Annotated in this window: 30 protein-coding genes; 22 read left to right on the forward strand and 8 right to left on the reverse strand. The window is 39.2% G+C overall.

The features are described from left to right. Positions 1-55: 55 nt before the first annotated feature. The 3 genes from J2S05_RS00465 to J2S05_RS00475 all read left to right on the forward strand — a co-directional run bounded on the left by J2S05_RS00465 (position 56) and on the right by J2S05_RS00475 (position 1,903). A complete protein-coding gene (locus J2S05_RS00465) occupies positions 56-415 on the forward strand; it encodes a YlbF family regulator (protein ID WP_306978885.1) in 360 nt (119 codons plus the stop codon). Between the two features lie 188 nt (positions 416-603). Beyond that, positions 604-1,464 carry an HAD family hydrolase gene (locus J2S05_RS00470; RefSeq protein ID WP_306978888.1) on the forward strand — a complete coding sequence of 287 codons (861 nt, stop codon included), beginning with the start codon at positions 604-606 and terminating at the stop codon, positions 1,462-1,464. Positions 1,465-1,540: 76 nt separating this feature from the next. Further along, positions 1,541-1,903, forward strand: coding sequence for a hypothetical protein (locus tag J2S05_RS00475; protein WP_306978891.1), 363 nt, complete (start codon positions 1,541-1,543; stop codon positions 1,901-1,903). 570 nt (positions 1,904-2,473) lie between these two features. Here J2S05_RS00475 and J2S05_RS00480 read toward each other — a convergent pair. Then, positions 2,474-3,430, reverse strand: coding sequence for a nuclease-related domain-containing protein (locus J2S05_RS00480; protein ID WP_306978893.1), 957 nt, complete (start codon positions 3,428-3,430; stop codon positions 2,474-2,476). Between the two features lie 198 nt (positions 3,431-3,628). Here J2S05_RS00480 and J2S05_RS00485 point away from each other — a divergent pair, with 198 nt between their 5' ends. The 4 genes from J2S05_RS00485 (at position 3,629) to J2S05_RS00500 (ending at position 7,120) form a co-directional block, all read left to right on the forward strand. Continuing rightward, positions 3,629-4,312 (forward strand): response regulator transcription factor, encoded by a 684-nt coding sequence (locus J2S05_RS00485; RefSeq protein ID WP_306978894.1) that lies wholly within the window; start codon positions 3,629-3,631, stop codon positions 4,310-4,312. Next, positions 4,309-5,697 carry a sensor histidine kinase gene (locus tag J2S05_RS00490; RefSeq protein WP_306978896.1) on the forward strand — a complete coding sequence of 463 codons (1,389 nt, stop codon included), beginning with the start codon at positions 4,309-4,311 and terminating at the stop codon, positions 5,695-5,697. The genes J2S05_RS00485 and J2S05_RS00490 overlap by 4 nt, the downstream gene beginning before the upstream one ends. Positions 5,698-5,820: 123 nt before the next feature. Then, on the forward strand, positions 5,821-6,780 hold the full coding sequence (gene yhaM, locus J2S05_RS00495) for a 3'-5' exoribonuclease YhaM (RefSeq protein ID WP_306978898.1): 960 nt from the start codon (positions 5,821-5,823) through the stop codon (positions 6,778-6,780). Positions 6,781-6,847: 67 nt separating this feature from the next. Further along, positions 6,848-7,120 carry a sporulation YhaL family protein gene (locus J2S05_RS00500; protein ID WP_306978899.1) on the forward strand — a complete coding sequence of 91 codons (273 nt, stop codon included), beginning with the start codon at positions 6,848-6,850 and terminating at the stop codon, positions 7,118-7,120. A 34-nt stretch (positions 7,121-7,154) separates the two neighbouring features. On the opposite strand, the gene J2S05_RS00505 is transcribed toward J2S05_RS00500, so the two are convergent. Next, on the reverse strand, positions 7,155-8,093 hold the full coding sequence (locus tag J2S05_RS00505) for a peptidylprolyl isomerase (RefSeq protein WP_306978901.1): 939 nt from the start codon (positions 8,091-8,093) through the stop codon (positions 7,155-7,157). 260 nt (positions 8,094-8,353) lie between these two features. On the opposite strand from J2S05_RS00505, the gene J2S05_RS00510 reads away from it, so the two are divergent. Next, positions 8,354-8,440, forward strand: a complete 87-nt coding sequence (locus tag J2S05_RS00510) for a YjcZ family sporulation protein (RefSeq protein WP_306981026.1) — start codon at positions 8,354-8,356, stop codon at positions 8,438-8,440. A 37-nt stretch (positions 8,441-8,477) separates the two neighbouring features. Here the strand turns inward: J2S05_RS00510 and J2S05_RS00515 are convergent, their stop codons facing one another. Beyond that, entirely contained in the window at positions 8,478-8,666 is a 189-nt protein-coding gene (locus tag J2S05_RS00515) for a hypothetical protein (RefSeq protein ID WP_306978903.1), read from the reverse strand. 168 nt (positions 8,667-8,834) lie between these two features. Between J2S05_RS00515 and J2S05_RS00520 the strand changes: the two genes are divergently transcribed. Continuing rightward, entirely contained in the window at positions 8,835-9,422 is a 588-nt protein-coding gene (locus tag J2S05_RS00520) for a YpmS family protein (RefSeq protein ID WP_306978904.1), read from the forward strand. 104 nt (positions 9,423-9,526) lie between these two features. Here J2S05_RS00520 and J2S05_RS00525 read toward each other — a convergent pair whose 3' ends face one another. Next, positions 9,527-10,123, reverse strand: a complete 597-nt coding sequence (locus J2S05_RS00525; RefSeq protein WP_306978905.1) for an HTH-type transcriptional regulator Hpr — start codon at positions 10,121-10,123, stop codon at positions 9,527-9,529. Between the two features lie 138 nt (positions 10,124-10,261). Next, positions 10,262-10,618: a YtxH domain-containing protein gene (locus J2S05_RS00530; protein WP_306978907.1), complete on the reverse strand. Its 357-nt coding sequence runs from the start codon at positions 10,616-10,618 to the stop codon at positions 10,262-10,264. Between the two features lie 72 nt (positions 10,619-10,690). Between J2S05_RS00530 and J2S05_RS00535 the strand changes: the two genes are divergently transcribed. Continuing rightward, positions 10,691-10,852 carry a hypothetical protein gene (locus J2S05_RS00535; protein WP_306978910.1) on the forward strand — a complete coding sequence of 54 codons (162 nt, stop codon included), beginning with the start codon at positions 10,691-10,693 and terminating at the stop codon, positions 10,850-10,852. On the opposite strand, the gene serC is transcribed toward J2S05_RS00535, so the two are convergent. Together serC and J2S05_RS00545 are read right to left on the reverse strand one after the other, a co-directional pair. Then, positions 10,849-11,934, reverse strand: coding sequence for a phosphoserine transaminase (gene serC, locus J2S05_RS00540; protein ID WP_306978911.1), 1,086 nt, complete (start codon positions 11,932-11,934; stop codon positions 10,849-10,851). The genes J2S05_RS00535 and serC overlap by 4 nt on opposite strands. A gap of 105 nt (positions 11,935-12,039) precedes the next feature. Further along, the gene (locus J2S05_RS00545) at positions 12,040-12,474 is read right to left on the reverse strand and encodes an HIT family protein (RefSeq protein ID WP_306978913.1); all 435 of its coding nucleotides are present in this window, start codon (positions 12,472-12,474) and stop codon (positions 12,040-12,042) included. 157 nt (positions 12,475-12,631) lie between these two features. Between J2S05_RS00545 and J2S05_RS00550 the strand changes: the two genes are divergently transcribed. The 4 genes from J2S05_RS00550 (at position 12,632) to J2S05_RS00565 (ending at position 15,931) form a co-directional block, all read left to right on the forward strand. Next, entirely contained in the window at positions 12,632-13,078 is a 447-nt protein-coding gene (locus tag J2S05_RS00550; protein ID WP_306978915.1) for a PCYCGC motif-containing (lipo)protein, read from the forward strand. Positions 13,079-13,216: 138 nt separating this feature from the next. Further along, complete coding sequence (locus tag J2S05_RS00555; RefSeq protein WP_306978916.1) at positions 13,217-13,960, forward strand: ABC transporter ATP-binding protein; 744 nt, start codon at positions 13,217-13,219, stop codon at positions 13,958-13,960. Beyond that, complete coding sequence (locus J2S05_RS00560) at positions 13,957-15,171, forward strand: ABC transporter permease (RefSeq protein ID WP_306978918.1); 1,215 nt, start codon at positions 13,957-13,959, stop codon at positions 15,169-15,171. The genes J2S05_RS00555 and J2S05_RS00560 overlap by 4 nt, the downstream gene beginning before the upstream one ends. Before the next feature lie 13 nt (positions 15,172-15,184). Next, on the forward strand, positions 15,185-15,931 hold the full coding sequence (locus J2S05_RS00565; RefSeq protein WP_306978920.1) for an EcsC family protein: 747 nt from the start codon (positions 15,185-15,187) through the stop codon (positions 15,929-15,931). A gap of 377 nt (positions 15,932-16,308) precedes the next feature. Here J2S05_RS00565 and J2S05_RS00570 read toward each other — a convergent pair whose 3' ends face one another. Then, positions 16,309-17,025, reverse strand: a complete 717-nt coding sequence (locus J2S05_RS00570; protein WP_306978922.1) for a cytochrome c biogenesis CcdA family protein — start codon at positions 17,023-17,025, stop codon at positions 16,309-16,311. Positions 17,026-17,256: 231 nt separating this feature from the next. On the opposite strand from J2S05_RS00570, the gene J2S05_RS00575 reads away from it, so the two are divergent. The 8 genes from J2S05_RS00575 (at position 17,257) to hemE (ending at position 25,228) form a co-directional block, all read left to right on the forward strand. Further along, the gene (locus J2S05_RS00575; RefSeq protein WP_306978923.1) at positions 17,257-17,649 is read left to right on the forward strand and encodes a LiaF transmembrane domain-containing protein; all 393 of its coding nucleotides are present in this window, start codon (positions 17,257-17,259) and stop codon (positions 17,647-17,649) included. Between the two features lie 17 nt (positions 17,650-17,666). Next, a complete protein-coding gene (locus tag J2S05_RS00580; RefSeq protein WP_306978925.1) occupies positions 17,667-18,287 on the forward strand; it encodes a PspA/IM30 family protein in 621 nt (206 codons plus the stop codon). A 92-nt stretch (positions 18,288-18,379) separates the two neighbouring features. Beyond that, a complete protein-coding gene (locus tag J2S05_RS00585; protein ID WP_306978927.1) occupies positions 18,380-19,183 on the forward strand; it encodes a DUF4097 family beta strand repeat-containing protein in 804 nt (267 codons plus the stop codon). A 29-nt stretch (positions 19,184-19,212) separates the two neighbouring features. Beyond that, positions 19,213-19,950: a cell wall-active antibiotics response protein LiaF gene (gene liaF / locus J2S05_RS00590; RefSeq protein WP_306978929.1), complete on the forward strand. Its 738-nt coding sequence runs from the start codon at positions 19,213-19,215 to the stop codon at positions 19,948-19,950. Next, the gene (locus J2S05_RS00595; RefSeq protein ID WP_306978931.1) at positions 19,947-21,005 is read left to right on the forward strand and encodes a sensor histidine kinase; all 1,059 of its coding nucleotides are present in this window, start codon (positions 19,947-19,949) and stop codon (positions 21,003-21,005) included. Before liaF ends, J2S05_RS00595 begins: the two co-directional genes overlap by 4 nt. Next, entirely contained in the window at positions 20,998-21,630 is a 633-nt protein-coding gene (locus tag J2S05_RS00600; RefSeq protein WP_306978933.1) for a response regulator, read from the forward strand. Before J2S05_RS00595 ends, J2S05_RS00600 begins: the two co-directional genes overlap by 8 nt. A 61-nt stretch (positions 21,631-21,691) precedes the next feature. Beyond that, positions 21,692-23,839 (forward strand): transglycosylase domain-containing protein, encoded by a 2,148-nt coding sequence (locus J2S05_RS00605; RefSeq protein ID WP_306978935.1) that lies wholly within the window; start codon positions 21,692-21,694, stop codon positions 23,837-23,839. 333 nt (positions 23,840-24,172) lie between these two features. Next, positions 24,173-25,228 (forward strand): uroporphyrinogen decarboxylase, encoded by a 1,056-nt coding sequence (gene hemE, locus J2S05_RS00610; RefSeq protein WP_306978936.1) that lies wholly within the window; start codon positions 24,173-24,175, stop codon positions 25,226-25,228. Positions 25,229-25,244: the final 16 nt, after the last annotated feature.

The raw sequence follows: 25,244 nt of genomic DNA on the forward strand, positions 1-25,244 counted from the left end.
ATTCTGTATCAGAACATGTTATAGTCGTGTAGACAATTAAGAGGGGGAATTTAACGTGGCACAACTTCAAGACAAAGCACAAGAACTTAAGCAAGCATTAGCAGAAAGTGAAGAGTTCAAATCACTTCAATCGCTTCATTCACAAATCGAGGAAGATGAAATTGCCAAAAAAATGTTGGACAACTTCCGTCAACTGCAACTAGAGCTTCAACAAAAGCAAATGCAAGGCATTCAAATCTCTGAAGAAGAAGCTCAAAAAGCTCAGCAACAATTTGAGCTAGTACAGCAACATGAACTAATCTCTAAGCTTATGGAATCTGAGCAACAGCTTAGCGTAATTATTGGAGATATCAACAAAATCATCACAGAACCACTAGAAGAAATCTATGGTAACCCTGAGCAAGAAGAAAACTAATAAAACAAACGAAAACCTTCTGAGTTGATCTCAGAAGGTTTTTTTTGTGAGCTTTTTGACTAAGAAGAAAGGGGAAACTCATAAATTCATGTTCTGAGCCGAAACGGACATACATAAGCTTAAATCAGTACCGACGAGCCTCCTGAGTGACATCTAGGGAGAATACAACATGAGGGGAAGAAGTGCGGATGACTTATAGATTTTTGGCCGTAAATATTGATGGTGCGTTGCTTCGCTCAAATTCAAAGTTAAGTAAATCAACCCGTCAATCGATGGACTACCTGACAAAAAAAGGAGTGGAAATTGCTCTAATTACCTCAAGACCTTATCTATCTGCACAAAAGATTGCAAAAAGCCTTAAGCTTGATGGATATTTGATTGCTCATGATGGCGCCTATATCAGCGAAGTGAAAAAGAAAAAGCTGATGTCCGTTGCATTACAAGAGGAAACCATTATGGAAGTCATGGAGTTATTAGAACGATACCGCTGCCGTATCCATTTAATGTATGAGACTCATGCTGTTACAAGTAAGGAAAAGCAAAAAAACCACTTAATTGCCAAAATGACACTTGGCACATCCGACCAACTCTATTATCCATTAACTTATGTTGATTCTTTATATAATTATGCGATGGAAGAGGGGCAAGGCCCACTCACCCTGCAAATCCAATTTGAATCATCGATACAGCGGAAGCAGGCATTAGACCTTTTAAATCAACAAATAGAAGATGTGCGGATTAAGCGAATAGGAAAAGATCGGCTTTCCATTGTGGCAGCAGAAGTTTCAAAAGCAAAAGCCCTGCAATGGCTCTGCCAGCGAAAAGGTATCTTAAATGATGAACTTATTACTGTGGGTGCATTTGAGGAAGATATAGAAATGATGCAAATGGCCGGGTTAGGTGTAGCAATGGGGAATGCTCCTAAGCCACTAAAAGACAAGGCGGATTGGATCACGCGATCTGTGGATGAAGATGGAGTATCGTATATGATTCATGAAGTCTTTAGGAAACAACTGCGCATTAATCTTGATCGACACAGTCTCAGATAAGAGACTGTGTTTTTTTGGGCTAATCATCACCAATTGGGCTTAGGTGAATAGACTAAGAAAAAAGGAGGCGATCTTAATGGATCAGCAAGCTGCCTATAACGAGCAGATGAAATCTATGTGCGAGCAATATATTAACCAAGCGATAAAAATGCATGCAAATGGTGTAGATTATGAAGGAGTCATTGAAACAGTTGATGATGATCATGTATACGTCATGGTTCCTGTTGACGAACAAGGACAATTCATGAGTATGTATGAAGTCATGGCTGGCATGAACCAAGAGCAAGAACAAATGATGACATCCGGACAGAGTCGCTACGGCTACCCGTACCAACCATATTATCCTGGATACTACCCATATTATCCGCGTCCACGCCCCTATGGATGGAGACGACTTATTTTTCCATTAGCAGCATTAACAGCACTAGCCATACTGTAAAGAGGAACCAGCCTGATGGAAGGCTGGTTTTTTTCGTGGAGCTGGAATTAATAAAGAGAGGTGGCAATCAGTAAAGAGGAGCTGGAATTAGTAAAGAGAGGTGGCAATCAGTAAAGAGGAGCTGGAATTAGTAAAGAGAGGTGGCAATCAGTAAAGAGGAGCTGGAATCAGTAAAGAGAGATGGGAATCAGTAAAGAGAGGCGGAAATCAGTAAAGAGAGATAGGAATCAGTAAAGAGTGACTGAAAACAGTAAAGAGAAGTGGGAATCAGTAAAGAGAGGCAAGAATCAGTAAAGAGGAGGTGGAATCAGTAAGGAGACGCTGGAATTAGTAAAGAGAGGTGGCAATCAGTAAAGAGGAGCTGGAATCAGTTAAGAGAGATGGGAATCAGTAAAGAGAGGCGGAAATCAGTAAAGAGAGATAGGAATCAGTAAAGAGTGACTGAAAACAGTAAAGAGAAGTGGGAATCAGTAAAGAGGAGGTGGAATCAGTAAAGAGACGCTGGAATCATTAAAGAGAAGCGGAAATCAGCATAGGGTAGTGGATATCAGTAAAGTAATCTCATCCTATTCAATGATCCATTTCAAAAGGAATAGGAATGTGATATGTTCTTCCTTTGTTTTTACCAGTAGTCCGTACGTTTAAGTTTTTCAATAAGTAGTGGGCTATGGTTGTGGTGGGCAGGTTGAGGAAATCGCGTGCTTGGTGATTTTTGATTGTCGGTTGAAAAAGCAAGGCATAGTCCTGGAGGGTTGGGATGTGAGCATACTTAGAAGTAAAGGAGCAATTTTCACATGTCCACTTCCTAATGCGCCGTGGTCGAGTCATTGTAAGCTTGTTACATTGTATACAGTGCACGCCGCTCTGTATTGAAGTTGAATCAAGTCCAAATAGTTTCAACTGATTCGATGATGCTGGCAGATGTGAGTGGGATAATAAAGAAGCGACTTGCTCTATTTGTTTTTGAGACAAATATTCACGTTTCGTTTTCTTCAGAAAAGTATCCATTTCTAAAGGAATTGCCTCTGCATGTATAACCCTTGAAGGTGCGTAACGTAGGAGTGTGAGTGGTGAGCTATAAACGACATAAGTGCTAATTGGTAGTGAGGGCCATCCATTCTGAACAAGAAATGAATCCAATTGATTCTGTTGGCGTGAGGTTTGAATAAGGGGATTGGGAATTCGCTCTTCCTTCTCGTGAAGGATCCGCAGCACCTGATGTGAATCTTTATCAAACTGAATGACACCTTGATAATTTTTAACTTCAAGGATGATCATTCCTTGCTTACATAATAGAAGGGTGTCTATTTGAACATATCCATACGGTTTAGCTGGGAGCCTCAGATCGTGCAGGATCAAAAAATGAGTAAGTTGATCTAAATAATAATCAATCGAGCACTCTCCTTTGAATCCTATTTGCCTTTTACTCATGGCAGATCTCATTTCATCAGTTACATACTTACTTCGTCGCATAATCGCCTCTAATCCCAACAGCTGTATAGGCGCAGCTCGTTTTTTTAGAATCAATTCAACATTCCTCCTTTGATTCTATCCTTCTACATATTTCACATAGTTCCTTCTTAATTTGCATGTTTCATGTAAATGTTGTGAATAATTACGTAAAAGATGAACTAAACTCGCGATAGATGTGCGAATCGGTTAAAATAGGTATATATAGCTATTATTTTAATACGTTTACTTGTTGTTTAAAAAGGAGGACTCAATATGGAACCATATTTAGTTTATTTAGTAGAAGATGAAGATAATTTATCAGCTGTGCTTAAGGCATATTTAGAAAAAGAGAATTGGAATGTAAAGGTGTTTAATGATGGAAATGATGCTCTAGAAGCCATTGAGGACAAGCCTCATTTATGGATTCTTGATATTATGCTTCCTGGAACAGATGGCTACCAACTGTTAAAGGCCATTAAAGAAACAGAGGATCGTCCTGTTATCTTTATTTCTGCTCGAGACCAAGATCTAGATCGGGTATTAGGCTTAGAGATGGGTAGCGATGATTATTTGTCTAAACCTTTCTTGCCACAAGAATTAATTATTCGTGCCAAGAAAATACTTAATCGAATTTATGGTACATCTAATCAAGAACAGAAAAAGATTGAATTAAACCAGTATCTGATTGATCCGATTGGTCGTACGGTGACTGATACATTAACAACTGGAGAAGAAGTTGTTGATCTGACAACTAAAGAGATGGATTTGATCCTACTATTGACAGGTGATATTGGGAAAGCCTTCTCTCGCGAAAAAATTATTGAGTTTGTCTGGGGAGAGAACTATTTCGGTTCAGAAAGAGCCGTTGATGATGTCGTTAGACGCGTACGTAAAAAGATGAATCGGATTCATCTTGAGACACTTTACGGTTATGGGTACAGGATCCTCTCCTCATGATCAAAGTAAATCTAACACAGCGGATCTGGCTTGCATTTATTTCACTTATCCTGCTGGTTGGACTCTCTATCACGATCGTCTATCCCTTATCCATTAGGGGCACATTAACAGAAGAAACCTATCGCATGATTGAACAAACTCAAGCCACTAATATGGTTTCAGATTTTAATCCTCCTGCTAATCAATATGAATTTATTGATGCGCAGAATCAATCAAGAGCGGTAAGTCATTTTGTTTACCCTGAAGAATTAAGCATGGAATACGGATCAAATCCGCCTAGTGATATCTATGCGGAGATGGTTTCAAATGCAATTAATCAGGAAGGCCAGAGGGGAAGATATGAGATTCAATTTGGTGATCAAACCATCTTCTATGTTGTGTCACAAGTGTCTAATAGAGAAAATGATACAGGCTACCTGATCTCTTACATGTTTGATGCTTATCGGAATTCGATGGTAGACAGGCTATGGGAAAGGTTGCTTTACTTATTAATGCTGACCAGTGTACTTGCACTGTTACCAGCAATATGGTTAAAGTATTACTTACAGCAGCCCCTTACGATTTTGGGGAATCACCTGGATCAAATTGCGAATCGTGATTGGCAGGAACCTTTGCAGCTAGAAGGGGACGAGGACTTCGAGAGGTTGTCCACCCAATTTGAGCGAATGAGACGAAACTTAAACAGTTATGATCGTGCACAAAAGACGTTTATTCAGCATACGTCTCATGAGTTAAAAACACCTATTATGGTGATAAAAAGTTATGCACAGTCTGTTAAGGATGGCATTATGCCTAAGGAAAATCTGGAACAGACGATGGATGTTATAACAGAAGAAGCAAATCGCATGGAACGCCGAGTGATTGAGATGCTCTATTTTACCAAATTAGAACAAATGAAAAAGGATCAATTAAATCGTAGTAAATTTGTGTTTGGTAGTTTAGCCTATCAAATCGAAGAGCGGTTTCGTTATCAAAGGGAAGACGTAAAGATTCATGTTTTATCTCCAGAAGTTGAGGTTAATGGGGATTTGGATCAGCTTGAAGTCATGCTTGAGAATCTGGTAGAGAACGCATTGCGTTATGCACAAGACGCCATCTGGATTTCTGCGGAGTCAACAACCGATCATGTAAAGATTATGGTTGAAAATAATGGCGATGCGATAGAAGACGAAGAAATAGATGAATTGTTCAAACCATTTTATAAAGGTAACAAAGGAAAATTTGGTCTCGGTTTAGCTATTGTGAAACAAATTGCCGAGTTACATCATGGCTCACCAAGAGTTGATAACACAGATCATGGTGTGAAGTTTACAGTGACTTTACCAAAGCAAGATGATGTGAGTCTTGAAGAGCAAAGCTCAAAGACTAAAAGGAAAAAAAAGTAAAATGCAAGAACACGGGTTCAGGGTGCATATTATGCTACCCTGTCCTTTTTTCTTGTTTTCCTTATAACCAAGGAAGCTTGATATGGTATACTGAGCTTGATGACTAGTTAAAGAGGTGACAGGATGAGCAAAGGAATTCGTAATTATCAGGTCGGAGAAAAAGTGGAAAGTTATTTTCTAATTAAATCCGCAACAAAAAGCATTGCAAGCAACAGCAAGCCTTTTTTAACATTAATCTTAAGTGATAAAACCGGGGATATTGAAACTAAGCTCTGGGGCGCCTCTCCTGAAGATGAAGCCTCCTTTGCGAGTAGGTCATTAATTTATGTGCAGGGTGATCTTATTGATTATCGTGGACGAAATCAGTTAAAGATTTCAAGTATTCGTCCGGCAACAGCTTTAGATAATGTCAAAATAGGTGATTTTGTCCGTTCGGCTCCTATTTCTGCGGAAGATATGCTTGAAGAGATTACACAATACATTTTTGAAATGAAGAATCCTAATATACAGCGTATTACACGACATCTATTAAAGAAACATCAGCAGGAGTTTTTAGAGTCACCTGCAGCGACTCGTAACCACCATGAGTTTGTTTCAGGATTAGCTTTTCATGTTGTTTCTATGTTAAGACTTGCGAAAAGCTTGTCTGAATTGTATCCAACTCTCGATACGGATCTTTTGTATTCAGGTGTTATCTTGCATGACCTTGGTAAGGTAAGAGAGCTATCAGGACCTATTGATACAAGTTATACAATTGAAGGGAAATTACTTGGCCATATCTCCATCATCTCAAATGAAATTGATGCAGCTGCAAGAGAGCTCAAGATCGAGGGAGAAGAAGTAACGGTATTACAGCACCTAGTGCTCAGTCATCATGGAAAAGGTGAGTGGGGCAGTCCAAAGGTTCCAGTGATCCGCGAGGCTGAAGTATTGCACCTCATTGATAATGTAGATGCGAAGATTAACATGATGGATCGTGCGTTAGATCGCGTATTACCTGGTGCATTCTCTGAACGTGTGATGCCACTTGAAAATCGCAGCTTCTATAAACCTGCTTTTCATGAACCTCCAATTGAGATGTAATGCTTGTTCTACTTTGCTTGCTCGTAACATAGGATAAAGCAAGTAGACAAGCGGGAGGAGAAGTAGGATGAGCGATCAGTTGAAACAGAGGTTAGCTATTGTTTTTTTGGCTGTTTTAGTCCTTATTTTTATCACTACTCAGACAAGTCTTTTGGCTATTTTGGCTAAAGATCCATGGTGGGTTTATGTTGTAATGCTAGGGGTAATCGTCAGTGGCTACCTCAGTATTAAGTATCTTCTTGAGGATCGTAGGCAGGAACAAGCATGGATTGAGCAGGAAGGTCATGTGTTTATGGAACGATTGGAAGAGGCCAAATTAAAAAAAGAAAGCAAGTCATAAAAAAAAGGATGCAGATGCATCCTTTTTTTGTTTCTTATCCTTGAGCTTCTTCTTCCTCTTCTGAACCTTCTTCTACTTGTTCATATGGAGCAAGTAAGTCTTCGTAACGAGAATCTTCGAAATTAATATCAGCATCACTTAATAATTCACTAAATACTTGATTCGGGTCTTTTGATTGCTGACCAATTAAGATTTCTTCGATCTCATCTGCGAAATCTTCATAGGAATCAAGGCGGTCCATTACTTGGATGATATGGAATCCGTGTGTAGATTCAATTGGTTCGCTAATTTCATCTATATCCAATGAAAAAGCAGCTTCTTCAAATTCAGGGACCATTTCTCCTTCACCAAAAAGAGGTAGCTCTCCGCCATTTGCAGCAGAACCTGGATCAGTAGAATTTTCTTCTGCTAGTTCAGCAAAGTCAGCGCCGTCTTCAAGCTGAGCCTCAAGATCCTCTGCAGTCTCGATGTCTTCAACTAAAATATGACGAGCTTGAACTTGTGTACCAAATGAATCTTGATTCTCTTCATAGAAGGCTTCTTTATCTTCTTCTGTTACTTCTACACCTTCAGCACTTAATTTAGTAATAACAAGCTGTGGCTTAATATAATCATCAATCAATTCATCTCTAGAATCAACTTCAATTTGACCTTGTGTTTGAGCTGTTATGGTATTAAAAAGATCTTCATCTTCTTCAACGCCAAAGTTAGTTTTTAATTCTTCTATTTCTGCTTCAAGCTCTTCATCAGTAATACCAATATCATCCGCTTTTTCTTTTAAAAGCTGAAGCTGGATCATGGAAAGTAAATTTTGATCTCCTGCTTGATCTTTTAATGATTCAACAAATTCTGCTTCTGTAATGTCTGTACCATTAATTGTTACTACTGCATCATCAGGGGCCGTTTCATTATTGCAAGCTGTAAAAACAGTTAAACAAGCTAACCCTGCAAACGCTACGAACATTTTTTTCATTGTGTACACTCCTCAACGTTGTTGTTCCTTGAAATAATCTGGCCAGCCTGTCCAAAACAGCATTAACCAGTAACACAAACCTTACTATACCATATATCAGCATTGGATAGAAAGTAATTCCAATAAAAGTACATTGGGCAAAAAAGGCTAGTGCCCAGTACGCATTAGATAAGTTTGCATAGTATACATTAACGAAGCGCATGAAAACATTCATTTTGAATGCGAGTGCTGCTTCCTAAAGAATAAAGGAGGCGTAATCTATGAGTTCTGGATACAACAGTGGGTTTGCGTTAATTGTAGTATTGTTCATTCTTTTAGTAATCATTGGGGCTTCTTGGTCTTACTAAGACATAGAAAAGGTGAGGGGGATTCCCCCTCACCTTTTTAAGTGAAAAACAGTTTTACATATGTAGATGTCAGGAGAATCGTTAGACATATATTTGTAACGCGAAACACTTTCGCCTGTTTTTCGGTTGGAACTTCTCTTCTTGCACAGAACGCGTCTGCCATTGAATTAATGGTGTAAAGAATAAAGAGCGCAAACATTCCAAGAATCATAATAGAGAAGAGCATAATTCTGCCTCCTGTTAACCATGTATTAACTTAAACTTTATCAAACTCTATAAGAAAAAGATAGAAAAACGATTGAAATTATTCCTGTACCCTCAATTTAACGTTAATAAGCAAATCTTTACATCAGGTCTGCATCCACTTTATGATTATGTAGAGAGGGTGATTTGTATGAGGTATCAGAAAAATAAGTGGAAGATTGCATTTTTTGCATTAGTCGCTATTTGTATCATTGCATGTATTTCTTTATTTGTTCTAGTTCGAACCTTCTTACCTGAAGCTGAGGAATCTCATTACACGTCTGAGCAGCCCACAAATGAGCAAGGATTGCTACAGATTCGGTCTGATCGAGATCAAATGAACCAGCTGATTACTGAAGCGTCAGACCAGCTTGACGAAGAGACGCCATTTACGCTGGAACTTCTTAGTGATCATGCGGAGTTTAGATCAACCTTTGACGTGTTAGGTCAATCCGTTCCCATTACTGTTGAATTTGAGCCAATGGTGGCCAATAACGGTGATCTTCTCTTAGAAGCAGATTCGTTTTCATTTGGATTGTTTAACATTCCATCAGAACAGGCAATGCAACTTATGAAAAATGTAACAGAACTTCCTGATTGGATTGTCGTTCACCCATCAGAATCTTTAATTGAAGTAAAAGTTACAGATGCAAAGTTTAATGATCGGTACTCATTTAGGGTCCAAACATTTGATTTAGCAAACGACTTAATTGAAGTTGAGATGTTTGTTAACGAATAATGTAAAAAGGACAAGACAGGCTAAAAACGACCAAAACAAAGAACGGTCCATTGAAGGATCGTTCTTTGTTTTGGTTTGTTCATATAATGTTAAGAAGAGAATCTTTAAGAGGTTTTTGGAACCTCTTCTGGTATTACATTTTTTTCTTCTTTGATTGACAAGTACCCATTTTCATCATCAAGACAATCCTCAAATTTGAGTAGTGAGGTTTCAAAGCGATCAACAAAATCACTACCATACACATGGCGAACGATACTGATTAACTCAGAGAATTCCGGGAACTTGCCATACAACTCACGAATGGGTAGCGCGCCACCATACACACTATATGTATGTTCATCATAACTCTGAAAGGTTTCTAGCAGCAAACTACGCCCTTCATCGGTTAGATTAATATACGTATTACGTTTATCGTTCGCTTTCTTGCAGAACGATAGAAAACCCCGTGATTCCAATTTTTTTGAAAAGTTAAAGGCAGTGGAGACGTGCATGACTCCGAAATTTGCAATATCTGTTATTGATGCACCATCTAATTGATAGGCAATCCAAAGGATATGGTGCTCATTCAGGTTTAGGTCAAACGGTTTAATCCATGCTTGCCAGTCTTTTTCAACTGATTTCCATAAGGCTTTACTCAATTGAGCAAGTCGATGACTAAACATGACCGATTGCTTTAAGGAGTGCGGCGTCTGATGTTCCATGTAAATCTCCTCCGTCCATAATCCATCCAACAAAACACTTCAAAATCGCTAGAACATTATTATTTTTGAATACTTTTATTATGACAAGAAATGGCTAAGAAATAAAGTACTAATTTTCGGAATATACGAAAATCTATCTTAATCTTTCTTAGTTAACTTTTGGAGCTCTTCTACATTTTTTTGAACTCCTTCAATTTCCGTCTTAATTCGCTCGATAGATGGGGCAGTATCTTCTTGCCATTGATCAAATGACGTTTTTAATTCAGCCCCAGCTGTTTTTAGAATGTCTCCACCCAATTTGAAGGTTTCTAGGGCTTGCTCTTTAATTTCAATACCTTCTCTTGATAGTTGCTTGGTTGATTGTTTAAAAGATTGAATCGAGTTTTGGCAGCCAATTCTTAAATCCTTGCCCGATGAAGGGGCAGTAAGCAAAACAGCAACGCCTGAAATAACTGTCCCTGTTAGAAGTCCAATTCCAATTGATTTAAAATTCATTGTACGTCTCTCCTTTAAAAATAGTCTGTATAGCTTATCCATTGCATAAGCATAATGAAAGAGGTGTTTGAAATGATGGATGGAATCATTATGCTATTGTTATCTGCAAGTCTTATAGCTTTTTATTGTATTGTACAGGTAGAGCATGTCCGCAAACATCGCCGTGTACTTATTATTCATGTTGTCGCAGTTGTTGTATGTTTGAGTTGTGCAGGGTGGTTAATGATTCGTTAGTTCGCTTTTTGAAATTCAATCATTAGATCACGCAAAGCAATACAAGCTTCAAGTGGAACAGCATTATAGATAGAGGCACGACAGCCACCGATTGAGCGATGTCCATTAAGTCCCACAAAACCACGTTCTTTAGCTAGTGATAAAAATCTCTTACTTAATTCTTCATTTGGCAACGTAAACGTGATGTTCATGGTAGAACGGCTAGAAGGTTCGGCATGACCATTATAAAAACCATTACTTTGGTCAATGGTTTCATAAATAACCTTTGCTTTCTCCTCATTTGCTTGCTCAAGCTTATCCATTCCGCCAATTGATTCAACCCATTCTAGAACTTTTCCTAATAGGTAAATCCCAAAAGTAGGTGGAGTATTATACAAGGAATCATTTTCAGAGAATGTACTGTATCGTAGCATAGTAGGTACATGCTTTGTGTTAGCCGATTCAATAATCTCTTTTTTGGCGATCACAACGGTTACACCAGATGGACCTAAATTCTTTTGAGCTCCTGCATAAATGATGCCGAATTTATTCACGTCTAGGTTTCTCGACAGAATATCACTGGACATGTCTGCAACCAATGGAGCCTGACTAATATCCGGGAATGTATTCCACTGTGTACCGTAGATCGTATTGTTTGAAGTGATGTGAACATACGCATCCTTGTCAGAAAAAACGGCATTACTGAGATCGGGAATGGACGTGTAGTTAGTTTCTTTTGAAGAAGCCAAAACGTTAGTCTGACCAAGTAATGATCCTTCTTTCAGGGCTTTTTCAGACCAAGAACCGGTTAACACATATTGTCCAACCTTATCCGAAGATAATAAATTGTATGGAAGCATAGCGAACTGGAGGCTTGCCCCACCTTGTACAAATAGAATGTCATGACTATCAGGAATGGCAAGTAACTTTTTAAGTAGCTGTTTTGCCTGTTGATGAACCGCATCATAATCTGAACTACGATGGCTAAGCTCCATAACAGACATTCCTGTATGATTAAAGTTAAGCAATTCCTTTTGGGCTGCTTCAAGCGCAGGTTTTGGCAGTGCCGCAGGTCCTGCATTAAAATTATATACTGAACTCATTTGTTGCTCTCCCCTTTATCACTTTAGTGCATGTCATTATCTTATTTCTATCCTAACATACAATTTCACTTTATCTTCTTTTTTTAAGTTAGCTAATTGCAAAAGTTACTTCTGATCAGAGAGAGTGGAAACGAGTTTTACTCGCATTTGCTCGAGATCTTCTTGAGAATACTCTGATCCATGCTCTTCCCATTTTGCTTGGAAGCCATCCGTGGCATCATATCTTGGTAGAAGGTGAACGTGATAGTGAAAAACGGTTTGACCAGCTGCTTCGCCATTGTTGTTCACAAGGTTTAAGCCTACAGGTGAGAAGGTGTCTTTTAGTGCATTCGCTACTTTTTGAACTGTTTGATACACATGTGAAACATCCGTTGCAGGCAAATCAAACAGATTCTCGTGATGGTTCTTGGGTACAACTAAAGCATGTCCTTTAGTTACTTGACTAATATCAAAGAAAGCAAATGTGTGCTCATCCTCATATATTTTTTTTGATGGAATATCCCCGGCGATAATGCTACAGAATATACATGATGACGTCATAATCGTTCATCCTCTCTTGTACTATAAATTTGATCTTGTCAATTAGCTTACTCTTTGAAGGGGCGTTTTTCAATGAGAATTCGCGAGATTGTCAGAAGTGAAAAGGGTGCTCTGTGATATACTTTGGTAGAATCGGACGTTGAAATGGAGTGTTCACATGAAGTGGTTTGTCATAATAGGAGTAGCTCTACTAAGTATACTTGCGGGTTGTCAAAGTCAGCCAGAAAATAGCTCCGATAGCACGGATGTACTTGAAGAAACAGCATCACCGGAAAATCTGCCAAGTTTTTTAGAATATTATCCAGATAACATTGGGAATTTTTATAAAGGCATTAATGATTTTCAAGATATGCTTGAACAATTGCCAAGCTATGATATAAATGGTGAACCTGGAGAATTAGATAACTTGTATCAATCATTTATTTTTGAACATACAGATGAAGGGTCCGTTATTTGGAATGATCATGGAGCACGTTGTAACGCTTGTATCGACTCAGCAGCCTACAGTATTGAGGCATGGCAAAATGGCACATCAATCGAAGAAATTCGAGAAGCTATTGTTACTCAATACGGTGAAGGAAATCAAGCGGAATCATCGAATTGATTAAGTAAATGGTATGGGATGTAAAGGAGTAAGGGGAGTACCTATTGTGGTACTTCCTTTTTTACAAAGTAAAAAAGCTACGACTGGTTTTTCAATAGGCAGATTTGATAAGATACCTATATAAGGAGTGGATTGATCATGACAGAGCTTTTAAAGATCTCTGGTTTAACCGGTGGATACCATCCGAAAAAACCAGTCCTACACGATGTGAATTTTTCTGTTAATAAGCAGGAGATTGTAGGCCTAATCGGTTTAAACGGTGCAGGGAAAAGTACAACAATTAAGCATATTCTCGGCTTACTTCAACCACAAAAAGGTGAAATAACCATTGATGGAATAGAATTTAAACAAGATGCAAATCAATATCGTCGTTCCTATGCTTACATACCAGAAACCCCGGTTTTATATGATGAATTAACACTTTGGGAGCATCTCGAGTTAACAAGTGTTGCGTATGGACTTGATCCAAAGCTTTTTGAAGAGCGTGCGGAAAAATTGCTTAAAGAATTTAAAATGATAAAGATGAAGAAATGGTATCCTAGTCATTTCTCTAAAGGTATGCGTCAAAAAGTAATGATCATGAGCGCATTCTTAATTGAACCGCCAGTGTACATAGTCGATGAGCCGATCGTTGGTCTAGATCCATTAGGCATTCAATCCTTTCTTAACTTTATTTCAGATATGAAAAAAAGAGGGTCTGCTGTGCTCATGTCAACACATATTTTGGCTACAGCCGAGCGTTACTGCGACCGATTTGTCATTCTTCATCATGGCCGAAAGGTACTTGAAGGTACACTTACGGAGATGCAACAACATATTGGTCAACCCAATGCAACGCTAGATGACATTTATATTGAAATGACCAAGGATGAAGTCATATGAAAGCACAGCAATTGTGGCAAGAGAGAGTTCAGACTTATTGGAGCGAAGCAGGTCGCTACTTAAAGTTAATTGGTAACAGCGGATTTCTTTTTACTGTGTACTTTTTATTTATTGTTGGTAGTTACTATTATCAACAGATTTTAGAGCAACTGCCTGAGCAATTTCCTACTGTTGAGTTATTTACCGTTGTATTTCTTTTTATTATCACTCGCAGTCGTGTGCGTACGTTTGTAAAGGAAGCGGACATGGTGTTTTTACTACCTTTTGAAGCAAAGATGGGAGACTACTTTCGCTCAGCTATAAGATATTCTTTCTTTATACAGGTAGGAATTATTGCATTAGCTTTGCTATTGTTAGGGCCATTATTTGTCTTGCGGATTGGAACAGGCACTGTATTCTGGTCTACGCTTGCCGTTCTAGTTATTGCAAAACTGTGGAATTTGCTCTCAAGCTGGGAAGAACAACGCTTGCAAAGTAAACAGGAAAGGGCATCACATTTATTATTACGCACGCTTGTAAATGTTGTGTTGTTATACTTACTATTTTCTCAGGCGGGTATCATGTTTGTAGGTATCATGCTTCTTTTAATGTTTGCTCTATATTTTTTATACTGGAAGAAGCTTGGTCAAACGTATTCTCTAAAGTGGAATCACTTAATCCAAGTAGAAGAAAGTATGGTCATGTTCTTTTATAGAATTGCGAATGCTTTTACGGATGTGCCTCAGCTACGTAATCAGGTTCGTGAACGAACGTACTTAAGCTGGATCATTCCAATTCTTACTGGAAAACATCAATCGGTCTACTCTTATTTAATGAGTCGATCCTTTATTCGCGCTAATGACTACCTTGGTATTTATGTGCGTTTGGTTCTAGTTGGCGCATTTATTCTCTATATTTTACCTACAGGGTGGATACAAGTCGCTGTTCTGCTTGTTTTTATGCACATGATCATGATGCAAATCTCAACCATTTGGTACCATTATGATATGAATATGTGGGTTGATATTTACCCAGATGAGCCAGAGGGGCAAAAAAAAGCATTAACCTTGCTTAGTTTAAAGCTTCTTATGTTTGCAGCTGTTCTTCAATCGATTGTTCTTTTTGTTTTTGGAGATGCAGTGATTGCAAGTGTAGGGTTAGCAGCAGGACTAGTTTTTGCCTACTTAGGTAGCTCAACATTTATTCACCGTCGCAAGAAACAGGCCGTCTAAAATGAAATAAGGGGTGATCGTAATCGTTTCCTTATATGAACAAGAAGCAAAAGAGGAGATGTTAAGGTGGAAACGCAAACTCGGCAAAAGTCCATCTATGACTGGACGCTATGCGAAAAAATGGCAGAAGAAAATGAACACATATATACCGGAAAAGGTTCATTCTGTTATTACAGGTAGCGTGCGACATATGGTCCAGGCTACACTAACTGGATCTGAGTACATCTCTAAAAAAGAGTTAGACCTAACGACAACCTTTCAGGAAAGAGAGGAAGACGCTAAAGAACTCTTTCGTGCGTATAAGAATACAGCCATTGCTGAGGGTGTTGGAACAGGGGCTGGCGGTATTCTGCTCGGTATGGCGGACTTTCCTTTATTATTAAGTATAAAGATGAAGTACTTATTTGATACAGCAATTGCTTATGGCTATGATTGTCGTGAATTTCAGGAAAGGTTATTCTTACTAACTGTCTTTCAACTCGCTTTTTCAGAGGGTGAAGAACGAGTGAAACTATTAGAGAGAGTGGAGAATTGGGAAGACTATGCAAAGCAGCTGCCCAAAGATCCTGATGACCCCCTTACAATGGATTGGAAAGCATTCCAGTTGAGTTATCGTGACTTTATTGATTTGCCAAAGTTGTTACAACTGATCCCTGGCTTTGGGGCAATTGTTGGAGCAGCTGTTAACAGCCACTTTCTTGACCTATTAAAGACAACGGCGATGAACAGCTATCGAATGCGCATGATCAAAACAAGCTAGGGTAGTTGAACCTAAAAAAGGGGCTAGGACAGACCTGTTTTAGCAATCTAAAAACCCGAAACATTATGTTGTTTAATTTACATAATGTTTCGGGTTTTTGTCATTTAAAAATAAGAAAGTGGGGCTACCGCTCCGGACATACACTCCGCTTTCCATGGGCGGCTGGTGAGCCTCCTTGTGCTACCGCACTGCGAAGTCTCGCCCTGGCCTTTACTCCCATAGGAGTCTACATGTATGTCCTCCACTTGTTTCAGCTCATTTGTAATGGATTGAATTACTGACAAAATGAGCGAATTTTATCTTTAGCTATGCACTATTCAAATTGTTCGTCGATTCATGTCATTAGTATGGTTCTATCCCAGCCCTTTTTTGTTTAATTAAAAACTAAAGAAAGGAATAAACTGTGCGAAGTAGGCAGATAAGACACGGAAATACCCCGTAAAGAGCATGATTCCTAAGACGATCATCAGGACACCACTAACTCTTTGAATGGTCGGTAACCACTTGTTCATAACCTTAAGCTTCGAAAGAGATTTTGACCAGAAAAACGCTACGAGCAAGAATGGAACACCGAGACCTGCTGAGTAAATAAAGAGTAAAAGAATGCCAGAACCCATGGTATCCCCGTTACTTGCAATGATTAGAATTGATCCGAGCACCAAACCAATACAAGGCATCCAGCCAGCACCGAATAAAAAACCAATGAGCATCGAGTTTGAAAAGCTAGCGGATTTTCGTGGTTTAATCGGTAGTTTTTTTTCTGTAAGTAAAGATCGTAAAGAAATAATGCCAGCCATTTGTAAGCCAAACAGTACGATGAAAATTCCGCCTAATTGTTCGATCAATTGACGATTGTTCGAAAAGATTTGTCCTAGAAACGACGAAGATGCGCCCATTAATACAAAAATCAATGTAAACCCAAGGATAAAGCCTAAGCTTCTTGTTAAAATTAAACGCCGGTCAGCTTGAACCTGTCCTTCGGAAATAGTAGACCCTGTTAATTGAGCTAAGTAGGCAGGAACTAATGGAAAGATACATGGAGACAGAAATGAAACCATGCCAGCGAAAAACGCCAACCATATTGAAACCTCCATATGAATCACTCCTCACAATAAAGCACGTTACTTTTATTCTATGTAAAACATGCTCTTCTAGTATAACGAACTTTACTCTCCTTAACCATGACAAAATGAAGGCGGATTCAATCAATGGGTCTTAGAACAATATCATCCTGTAGACGGAGATGAAACCGTGCTGCAGCTCGGTGTAAAGAATGCTCGACTCTCCTACAATAAAGGTAACGAAAGGAAAGGAGGAGAAACGTAATGAAAACCCGTAAGAATTCTGGTTTAGGTATTGTGTTAATCATTATTGGTAGTTTCATCTTGCTCGGAATGATTGGTGTACATCTTGGAGGACTTGTTCCCTTTGCGCTTGGTCTAGGTCTCATATATTGGGGCTATAAAAAATATCAGCAAAAAGGTGGTTTGTCTGCCGGCAGTATGATCCTATTTATTTTTGGGGGACTGATCACGCTTAGTGGCGTGGGAGCTTTGATTCCCTTTTTTATAGGCTGCTTACTTTTATTTTTTGGTTATCAGTATATGAAGGGTGATCAGGATGATACTGATTCTGATTTACATGTAACGCCGAATACAGTTACACCAAAGCGACGTTCATTAGATGAAGAGTTTTCAAATATTATTAATAAATCATAATAGAGGAGGATGTTAAGATGAGTATTACTACACGTGTTCAACGTTTGGTCAAAGCTTCAATTCATGAAGGGTTAGAACGTATGGAGGACCCACTAGCTTTAGTAAAGCAAGATATTCGTGACACAAAAGAATCAATCAAGAAGAAAAAGGCGGATATTTCTAAGCAAGAGAACATGAACCATGTGTTTGAACGTTCCATTGAGATGGCAGGAAAGTTAGCTCAAAAGCGACAAGATCAAGCGACTGTTGCCATTGAAAAGGAAGAAGAGGATTTTGCACGAAGAGCATTATTAGAGAAAAAACAAGCACTAAAAGAACAAGACAGGTACCGTGAATTAATTGAGCAAAACAAGGATTTGATCCTGCAATTAAAAGAAGAGGCTCAAGAACTTGAGCAATCCTTGGTATACAAAGCTGAGCAACAGCAAGAGCTCGAATATCAAAAGGAAGCTGCTCGAGCAGGAGCAGAGCTTGAAAAGATGTATACACGAACAAACCGTATCTCTAAGCAGTCGTTTGAAGAAACAGAAGTGTTCGACAAGTGGAAGCAGGCAGCGGTGGAAATTGAAAATGAAGATTTAAAAGCAGAGATTGAGGAAGAGTTAGCGCAACTAAAGGCATCTCGTAAGTCAGAATAGTCATCTGGAGGAGCGAGGGAGCCCTCGCTTTTCTATCTTGTGCAATAGTAGGAAACCATTTATAGTGACTAATAGACAAAGGCGGTGAGCATATGAGAAAACTACTGGGGTTCGCCATGATGGGTGTAGGTGTTATACTGTTAATTGTGATTGCTTCTACGTTTTTCTTTTCAAGCAATGCACAGTCAAGTGTATCTGAAGTAACAGAGAATATAGATGGAATCAATGAATTGATGTTAGAGAGTAAAGCAGTTAATTGGACGATTATCCCTGTTAGCGACAAAGACCTTCGAATCAGTGTTTCTGGTGATGAAGTAAATGATATTTTTAAAGTGAACAGACAGGGGCGTTCTCTCGAAATATTGACGGAACAAAAGAATTTTCGATGGTTCCCTTCATTCTTTGGGAAAATGGTTGATCGAGAAGCTATCGTTTATCTGCCAGAGGAATATACAGAGGACCTTATCATTTCTACCGTATCAGGTGAGGTAACACTTGATGGAGACTTAACGTTTCAAGATGTAGATGTAGATATGGTGTCTGGAAGTTTCTCAAATACGGGACTTTTACAAACCGACTCCATTCGGTTTGATTCTGTGTCAGGTAATGTGGATACCTCTGGATTAATCAGTCAGGATGTTCATGCGGATTCTGTATCCGGTGATGTGCACTTGGGATATGCAGAAGGACATGGAGATATTGATGTAGATACCGTATCAGGAGAAGTAAGTATCGTATCCTCAGACTTAAATGCAACGTATGAATTCGATACGTTGAGTGGTGCTATAACCGATCAAGGAACAAGGTTAAAAGCAAGAGAATACAGTAGCTCTGTTGGAGAAGGACAGTATCAAATCACTATATCCACACTTTCTGGTGATATAGTCGTTGAATAAATAGACATCTAAGATAAGGGGGGAAGATCGTGCGGAGAACGATAATTGGGAGTATTTTTACTGCAGTTGGTTTAATCATTTTATTTAATACACTTGCCTTTTTCTCCAACTCCTTTGTGGCGCCATTGATCTTCCTTGCCTTAGGGGTATTTTTCGTTAAAAAACAAAAGAGAAAATGGGGCAGGTTATGTTTCTTTCTTGCTACTGTGATCTTTTTTGCTCAAGTATTTAATATTGATATATTTACATTATTCTTTGCCTTATTGTTGTTATATGCGGGCTGGAAAATGGTCCGTTCTGATAAAAAACCAAAACAAAAAAAACAAAGAAAACAAGTTGTGCGGCAGAATGAACAGGTGCAAGAAGATAAACCAGTTCAACAATCCGGAGATAGCCATACATTGGTTAAACGAAGTTTGCTTGGAGAGGTTCGCTATACCCATTCACCATTCGAATTAACAGACATGACGATCTGGAATGGCATAGGTGATGTTCGAATCGATCTATCAAAAGCTATTATCTCTGAGGGTGAAACGTTACTTATTGTGCAAAACGTGATTGGTGATATCCATATTTATGTGCCTGAAGATTTAGGATATGCCATTCAATCGTATGTCGTTGTTGGAGACAGTTCTATTCTTCATTCCAAACATGGCGGATTCAATCAAAGTGTGCTCATGCGTTCAAGCAACTATGAAAACAGTATAAGGAAAGTGAAGCTTGTTCTCTCTTGTGCAGTAGGATCTGTGAAGGTACGTGAGATATGAAGAAGCGATTTTCTAGTTTTCTATGGCAGTTTGTGAAGCATGGTTTGACTCACTCTCTATTAGTGACAATTCTTGTTATCCTAATCGTTACGAACGAAGAGAACCGCGGATTCTTTGTTTTATTGGATCGTCAAATAGTAGGGGTTCCTATTCTGTTATGGATAGTAGTCCTTATTTTGGTTTCTGGTTTTGTGAGTGGTTTGCTTCAAGCAGATCCCTTAAAACGCAGAATGGAATCGCTTTTGCATGGTGCTGCCTTGTATGAGCGTGGAACCTTTTCACACCGGATTCGTATAGAAGGGGAGGACGAACTCTCAGAACTTGTGACACGTATGAATTCGATGGCTGGACATATGGAAGAAAAGGTCGCCTCTCTTCAGCGATTATCTACACGCAATGCCAATATGCAAGACACGGTTAAGCGGGCTGCTGTCACAGAAGAGAGACAACGCTTAGCTCGTGAATTACATGATGCCGTCAGTCAACAACTGTTTGCGATTTCGATGATGATGGCTGCGATTAAAGAGGGCGCAGCATCAAATCGTGAAATTAATATGACTCAGTTAAAGAGTGTTGAAAAAATGGCGAACCTAGCTCAGTCAGAAATGAGAAGCTTGCTGCTGCACCTTAGGCCAACCCAACTTAAGGGGAGAAGTCTGAAAGAAGGTCTTGATCAACTGTTCCTGGAAATGCAGGACAAACAAAACTTACAGGTTGTCCACGACATTGAAGCAGATTTGAAGCTACCTCAAGGTTTTGAAGATCAGCTTTTTCGGATGGTTCAAGAGGCTTTCTCTAACATTCTTAGACATGCTGAGGCAACAAAAGTGGAGTGCTTCTTAAAAACAGGTAAAACGGAATGGAAGCTGACAATCATTGATAATGGTGTTGGGTTCGATTCATCAGAAATAAGCCAGGGATCCTACGGACTGCAAACAATGAGGGAACGAATGAATGAAATCGGTGGTATACTCCAAGTAAAATCAGCTAAAGGCAAAGGCACGCAGATCGAAGCTAAAGTTCCATTAGCATGGAGGGAAGACTCAGATGATTAATGTCCTTTTAATAGATGATCACGAAATGGTTCGGATGGGTGTCAGTGCATTTCTTTCAACACAAGCGGACATTCATGTTGTTGGAGAGGCGAGTGATGGTGAAAGTGGAGCTAAGCTTGCACTTGAACATGACGTCGATGTAATCCTTATGGATTTGGTTATGGATAATATGAATGGCATTGAAGCCACAAAAATGATTATGGCAAAAAAACCTGAAAGTAAGATCATTGTTCTAACTAGTTTTATAGATGATGACATGGTGTATCCAGTCATTGAAGCGGGTGCTTTTAGTTATCTATTAAAGACTTCATCTGCCTCAGAAATTGCCAAGGCTATACGCTCGGCAGCAAAAGGTGAACCAGTTGTAGAATCTAAGGTTGCAACGAAAATGATGAACAAAATGAGATCAGATCAGGTCAAATTACTTCATGAAGAATTAACAGCTAGAGAGCTTGATGTGCTTCTATTAATTGGAGATGGAAAGACCAATTCTGAAATTGGTGAGTCCTTATACATTGGTATAAAAACAGTCAAAACACATGTTAGTAATATTTTACACAAGTTGGATTTAGACGATCGAACTCAATTAGCTATCTATGCTCATCGTCATGGACTTGTAGAGTAAGTGAATATGTAAGAAAAGGAAATTTGGGTATACTAAGTTCATCATCAGAGGGGGGATCACAGTGCTAAAAAAAATACTAACATATCTGATCGTAGCTGGTTCTGCCCTCTTAACCGGTTTACTTGTATATGCCATTGTCATTTTGGCCGGAAACTATGTTATTGATAATGAAAAGCTTGTGATGAATAATTCAAGCTCATTAGTGGATGAATCTGGAGAACTAATCACACGAGTTTATATAGAGAATCGACAACCTGTTTCAATTGACACGATACCTGACCATGTACAAGAAGCTTTTGTGGCTGTAGAGGATCATCGATTCTATGAACATTCGGGGATCGATTTCCGCTCCATTAGTCGAGCGATGTATCGAAATATATTGGCAGGAGGTAAGGCTGAGGGCGGTAGTACCATCACCCAACAGCTAACCAAAAATGTCTTTCTAACAAATGAAAAGTCATGGCTTCGAAAAATAAAAGAAGTCTTTATCTCGATAAATTTAGAGCGTCGATACAGTAAAGATGAAATACTAGAAATGTACTTAAATCAAATTTATTTTGGCCACGGTGCCTACGGACTACAGACAGCGTCAAATCTTTATTTTAATAAAGATGTTAGTGAGCTAACAGTGGATGAAGGGGCCTTGCTTGCAGGACTACCCAAAGCACCAAATAACTATTCACCAATTAATGATCCAGATAGAAGTAAGGAACGACGTGATTTAATTCTTAGTTTGATGGAGAATCAAGGGTTTATTAGTGCTGAAGATAGTGTTCGTTTACAAGGGAAAACCATTGCACTAGATTTACAAAACCCAGTAAAAGACGAGGCTCTTTATACGTATATTGATATGGTGATGGATGAAGCAGAAGACCGCTATCAACTCTCTCAGGAGGAGTTAATGACAGGTGGCTATCGTATTGTCGTGCCAATGGACAGGTCTTTGCAAAAATCAACCTACGAGAAATTGCAAAATGATGTGTATTATCCAGAAGGTAATGAGGATGCTCAAGCCAGTGTCATGATGATGGATAGTGAATCAGGTGGTGTGCTTGCGGTTCAAGGGGGCAGAGATTATGTGCGTCTGGGATTGAATCGGGTGAATGTCAAACGTCAGCCAGGTTCTACGTTTAAACCAATCGCTGTATACGCACCAGCTCTCGAGTCAGGTGCTTGGAATCCATATTCAATGCTTCGTGACCAGAAGTTAGCGTACAATGACTTTGCTCCGGAAAACTACAATGACAAGTATGAAGGTGAACTGTCAATGTATGATGCATTGGTTCAATCTGCGAATGCTCCAGCTGTATGGTTGATGAATGAAGTAGGTATTAACCGTTCGTTAGATATGATCGGAAAATTCGGTTTTAAAATTACAGATCATAGATTAGCTATTGCACTAGGAGGGCTTAGAGAAGGGGTCACTCCTTACGAATTAACGAAGGCGTATCGTGCATTTAATGAAGAAGGTCGAGTCATTGAGCCTTATTTTATAAAAGAACTATATGATCATAATGGCGAAAAAATTGGCGAAGCTAGCCCTGTTCAGACAGAAGTCATTTCTAAGCAAAATGCTTGGAATATGACAAGAATGCTTGAATCAGTAGTGACAGATGGCACGGGAACGGCTGGTACGGCACAAACACCTATCGCAGGAAAAACGGGTTCAACCTCCAATGAACTTGTGGATGGAGCAACAATGGACGCATGGTTTGTTGGATACACTCCCTCAGTCGTTGGAGCGGTATGGATGGGTTATGATTCGACGACGGAAGATCAATATTTAAAAGAAGGTAGCTCTTTTCCAACTGTTTTATTTAAAAGCATTGTTAACGATCTACCAAGCGAACGATTAAACGTTGCGTTTGAAAAGCCAGACGATGTAGAAGATCTCTCGCCGCCTATCCCTCTAATCGCAGTTGAAGATTTGAAAGCATCAATGAGAGTAGGAGGCAAAGGACTTTTAAGTATTGACTTAGAGTGGACACCTTCAGAAGATGAACGTGTAAGATACAACGTGTATGAGGTTCATAATGGAGAGCGTGAGCAAATCGCTGCAAACGTTGAAGGCGGCACCTATACCTTATCAAGGCTTAATCCATTCTCATCTAAAACATACGAAGTCGTCCCATACGACAATAACGTTGGATCTGAAGGAGAAGCATCAAACATAGCCGAGGCAGATTTCAGCTTAGGATTTTCATTTTAAAACCGGTGGCATGCGCACCGGTTTTTTTGTGTTATCAGTAAAGAGGAGCGGAAATCAATAAACATAACAGAAACCAGACCCAAAACCGAAGAGATCACCAACGATTCTTAGTAAAATGCAAACATCACCGCATCTACGCCCGCAAAATGTGTAGCGTTTTCATCAAATTTATGACAGTTGCGCTATGTGTGTATACAATCGGGAATCAGGTTATTATAGTGATAGGTAGATAGAGGATTCGCATAGAATGCTTTTCTTATTAAAATAAAGTAAACTATATAGTGGATTAGAAATGGTTCGGGTTCAAGAAGTTAAGAAGGGTGGACAAACGCTATGGGAGAAAAGCAATGGAATGATACATTTTTAAAGGCGTGTAAAGGAGAAGCGCACGATCATGTACCAGTCTGGTATATGAGGCAAGCGGGAAGGTCGCAGCCGGAATATCGAAAAATTAAAGAAAACAACTCATTATTCGAGATTACTCATCAGCCTGAGCTATGTGCCTATGTTACTAAACTGCCGGTTGATCAATACAATAATGATGCGGCGATTTTGTATAAAGATATTATGACGCCACTACCTGCAATTGGTGTAGATGTTGAAATTAAGTCGGGTATAGGTCCTGTTATACATAATCCAATCCAATCAAAAGTTGATGTAGAGCGACTTGGTATGATTGAACCGGAAAAAGATGTTGATTATGTTCTGGATACAATCAAATTACTTAGAACACAACTTGAAGTACCATTAATTAGTTTTGGAGGCGCGCCATTTACACTTGCTAGTTATATGATTGAAGGCGGGCCATCAAAGAATTATCACAAAACAAAGGCATTTATGTTCTCGAACCCTGAAGCGTGGTTTATGCTGATGGATAAGCTTGGAGATGTGACCATTGCTTATGTCAAAGCGCAAATTAAAGCTGGTGCTCAAGCCATTCAGCTGTTTGATTCGTGGGTCGGCGCATTAAGTCGACAGGACTATGTGACTTTCATTAAACCTGTAATGGAGCGAGTATTCGCTGAGCTTCGTCCTGAAGGTGTACCTCTTATTATGCACGGAGTGGGTGCTAGTCATTTAGCTCAAGAGTGGAATAGTTTGCCGATTGATGTGGTTGGTCTGGATTGGAGACTTTCGGTTGCTGAAGCAAGAGAGCTAGGAGTAAACAAAACAGTGCAGGGCAATCTAGATCCAGCATTACTATTGGCACCTTGGTCAGTGATTGAGGAGAAAGCTAAAGCCATTTTAGATGAGGGGATGAAATCAAACCATTTCATCTTTAATCTTGGGCATGGCGTATTCCCTGAAGTAGATCCAGCAGTATTACGAAGATTAACAGCTTTTGTTCATGAATATTCATCTGCTTATAAGCAAACACATACATCATAAGTTGTTCGAAGGAGAT

This window comes from Alkalicoccobacillus murimartini (genome assembly GCF_030813245.1).
In the GTDB taxonomy this organism is placed as follows: Bacteria; Bacillota; Bacilli; order Bacillales; family Bacillaceae_D; genus Alkalicoccobacillus; species Alkalicoccobacillus murimartini.

What these genes read in the sequence shown, in the direction of transcription:
- J2S05_RS00470 (WP_306978888.1), top strand. Translation starts at nt 604, where the DNA reads ATGACTTATAGATTTTTGGCCGTAAATATTGATGGTGCGTTGCTTCGC.
- J2S05_RS00475 (WP_306978891.1), top strand. Translation starts at nt 1,541, where the DNA reads ATGGATCAGCAAGCTGCCTATAACGAGCAGATGAAATCTATGTGCGAG.
- J2S05_RS00485 (WP_306978894.1), top strand. Translation starts at nt 3,629, where the DNA reads ATGGAACCATATTTAGTTTATTTAGTAGAAGATGAAGATAATTTATCA.
- J2S05_RS00490 (WP_306978896.1), top strand. Translation starts at nt 4,309, where the DNA reads ATGATCAAAGTAAATCTAACACAGCGGATCTGGCTTGCATTTATTTCA.
- yhaM (WP_306978898.1), top strand. Translation starts at nt 5,821, where the DNA reads ATGAGCAAAGGAATTCGTAATTATCAGGTCGGAGAAAAAGTGGAAAGT.
- J2S05_RS00500 (WP_306978899.1), top strand. Translation starts at nt 6,848, where the DNA reads ATGAGCGATCAGTTGAAACAGAGGTTAGCTATTGTTTTTTTGGCTGTT.
- J2S05_RS00505 (WP_306978901.1), bottom strand. Translation starts at nt 8,093, where the DNA reads ATGAAAAAAATGTTCGTAGCGTTTGCAGGGTTAGCTTGTTTAACTGTT.
- J2S05_RS00510 (WP_306981026.1), top strand. Translation starts at nt 8,354, where the DNA reads ATGAGTTCTGGATACAACAGTGGGTTTGCGTTAATTGTAGTATTGTTC.
- J2S05_RS00515 (WP_306978903.1), bottom strand. Translation starts at nt 8,666, where the DNA reads ATGCTCTTCTCTATTATGATTCTTGGAATGTTTGCGCTCTTTATTCTT.
- J2S05_RS00520 (WP_306978904.1), top strand. Translation starts at nt 8,835, where the DNA reads ATGAGGTATCAGAAAAATAAGTGGAAGATTGCATTTTTTGCATTAGTC.
- J2S05_RS00525 (WP_306978905.1), bottom strand. Translation starts at nt 10,123, where the DNA reads ATGGAACATCAGACGCCGCACTCCTTAAAGCAATCGGTCATGTTTAGT.
- J2S05_RS00530 (WP_306978907.1), bottom strand. Translation starts at nt 10,618, where the DNA reads ATGAATTTTAAATCAATTGGAATTGGACTTCTAACAGGGACAGTTATT.
- J2S05_RS00535 (WP_306978910.1), top strand. Translation starts at nt 10,691, where the DNA reads ATGATGGATGGAATCATTATGCTATTGTTATCTGCAAGTCTTATAGCT.
- serC (WP_306978911.1), bottom strand. Translation starts at nt 11,934, where the DNA reads ATGAGTTCAGTATATAATTTTAATGCAGGACCTGCGGCACTGCCAAAA.
- J2S05_RS00545 (WP_306978913.1), bottom strand. Translation starts at nt 12,474, where the DNA reads ATGACGTCATCATGTATATTCTGTAGCATTATCGCCGGGGATATTCCA.
- J2S05_RS00550 (WP_306978915.1), top strand. Translation starts at nt 12,632, where the DNA reads ATGAAGTGGTTTGTCATAATAGGAGTAGCTCTACTAAGTATACTTGCG.
- J2S05_RS00555 (WP_306978916.1), top strand. Translation starts at nt 13,217, where the DNA reads ATGACAGAGCTTTTAAAGATCTCTGGTTTAACCGGTGGATACCATCCG.
- J2S05_RS00560 (WP_306978918.1), top strand. Translation starts at nt 13,957, where the DNA reads ATGAAAGCACAGCAATTGTGGCAAGAGAGAGTTCAGACTTATTGGAGC.
- J2S05_RS00570 (WP_306978922.1), bottom strand. Translation starts at nt 17,025, where the DNA reads ATGGAGGTTTCAATATGGTTGGCGTTTTTCGCTGGCATGGTTTCATTT.
- J2S05_RS00575 (WP_306978923.1), top strand. Translation starts at nt 17,257, where the DNA reads ATGAAAACCCGTAAGAATTCTGGTTTAGGTATTGTGTTAATCATTATT.
- J2S05_RS00580 (WP_306978925.1), top strand. Translation starts at nt 17,667, where the DNA reads ATGAGTATTACTACACGTGTTCAACGTTTGGTCAAAGCTTCAATTCAT.
- J2S05_RS00585 (WP_306978927.1), top strand. Translation starts at nt 18,380, where the DNA reads ATGAGAAAACTACTGGGGTTCGCCATGATGGGTGTAGGTGTTATACTG.
- J2S05_RS00595 (WP_306978931.1), top strand. Translation starts at nt 19,947, where the DNA reads ATGAAGAAGCGATTTTCTAGTTTTCTATGGCAGTTTGTGAAGCATGGT.
- J2S05_RS00600 (WP_306978933.1), top strand. Translation starts at nt 20,998, where the DNA reads ATGATTAATGTCCTTTTAATAGATGATCACGAAATGGTTCGGATGGGT.
- hemE (WP_306978936.1), top strand. Translation starts at nt 24,173, where the DNA reads ATGGGAGAAAAGCAATGGAATGATACATTTTTAAAGGCGTGTAAAGGA.